We start from the raw sequence: 1,509 nt of genomic DNA, 5'->3' as shown, positions 1-1,509 counted from the left end.
CGGACGAGCGCGAGGCCGAGGTGTCGGCGATCGAGTGGGCCGCGGTGGCCGTGGCCGACCAGCTGCGCTCGCGCACGGCTCAGGCGACCGGCGAGGCCCGCGCGATCCTCGATGCGTCCCGGCTCCTCGCGTCCGACCCGGAGCTGGTGTCGGAGGCGACGGAGCTCGTGCGCGCGCAGGGACGCACGGCCGCGCGCGCCGTCTGGGAGACGTCCGCGACGCACGAGAAGGCCCTCCTCGCGCTCGGCGGCCGGATGGCCGAGCGCGCCGCCGACATCCGCGACGTGCGCGATCGCATCATCGCGGAGATCCTGCGGGTCGACCTGCCGGGTGTGCCGGAGCGCGACGAGCCGTTCGTGCTGGTGGCGACCGACCTGTCGCCGGCCGACACCGCCACCCTGGACGGGGGGCGGTGCGTGGCGCTGGTGACGGAGCAGGGCGGCCCGACCTCGCACACCGCGATCATCGCGCGGTCGCTCGGGCTCCCCGCGGTGGTGGGGCTCGCCGGCGCCCTCGCGATCTCCGAGGGCACCACCGTGCTGGTGGATGGAGAACGCGGCACCGTCACGGTCGATCCGGATGAGGTCGACGTGGCGTCCGCGCGCGCAGCGTCCACCGTCGTGACCTTCGACGGTCGCGGGCGCCTGGCGGACGGGACGCGCCTCCCGCTGCTCGCCAACGTCGGCGGTGCGAGCGATGCCGCGTCGGCGGCGGCCGCGCAGGCGGAGGGCGTCGGCCTGTTCCGCACCGAGTTCTGCTTCCTCGGCCGTGTCGATGCGCCGACGATCGACGAGCAGGTCGAGGCGTATCGCGGAGTGCTCGCCGCGTTCCCCGGCCGCAAGGTGGTGGTGCGCACGCTCGATGCGGGCAGCGACAAGCCGCTGCCCTTCGCGAACGCCGATCACGAGGACAACCCGGCCCTCGGTGTGCGCGGACTGCGCATCGCCCGGCGGAACCCCGCCCTGCTCGACGATCAGCTGCGGGCCCTCGCGCGCGCGGCGGATGCGGAGTCGGCCGAGGTCGAGGTGATGGCGCCGATGGTCGCGACCGTCGAGGAGGCGCGGGAGTTCGCGGAGCGGTGTCACGCCGCCGGGCTGGACCGCGTCGGGATCATGATCGAGACGCCCGCTGCCGCCCTGCTGGCGGCCGAGCTGTTCGAGGTCGTGGACTTCGTGAGCCTCGGGACGAACGACCTCGCCCAGTACACGCTGGCGGCCGACCGCCTGCTGAGCGACCTCGGCGAGCTGAACGACCCGTGGCAGCCCGCAGTCCTGCGCCTGATCGGCATGGTGGGCGCGGCGGGTCGCGCGGCGGGGAAGCCGGTCGGGGTGTGCGGTGAGGCCGGGGGCGATCCGGCCCTCGCTCCCGTGCTGGTCGGGCTCGGCGTGACCTCCCTGTCGATGACCCCGCGTGCGCTCGGCCGGGTGGCCGCGGCGCTGGACGCGGTGACCGTCGAGGACTGCCGTCGGATGGCCGAGGCCGCGGCCGGTGCCCCCACGGCGGCCGAGG

At 75.5% G+C, this 1,509-nt stretch carries 1 protein-coding gene; it reads left to right on the top strand.

Annotated features, from left to right (window positions below):
- Positions 1–1,509 (top strand): phosphoenolpyruvate--protein phosphotransferase (gene ptsP, locus DW309_RS11650; RefSeq protein ID WP_136045462.1); only part of this gene is annotated, 1,509 nt, incomplete at both ends.

Source organism: Microbacterium sp. K41 (assembly GCF_004794395.1).
Taxonomy (GTDB): domain Bacteria; phylum Actinomycetota; class Actinomycetes; order Actinomycetales; family Microbacteriaceae; genus Microbacterium; species Microbacterium sufflavum.
Note: the sequence above shows the minus strand (reverse complement) of the source record. Positions and strands in the feature narration are given on the sequence as shown.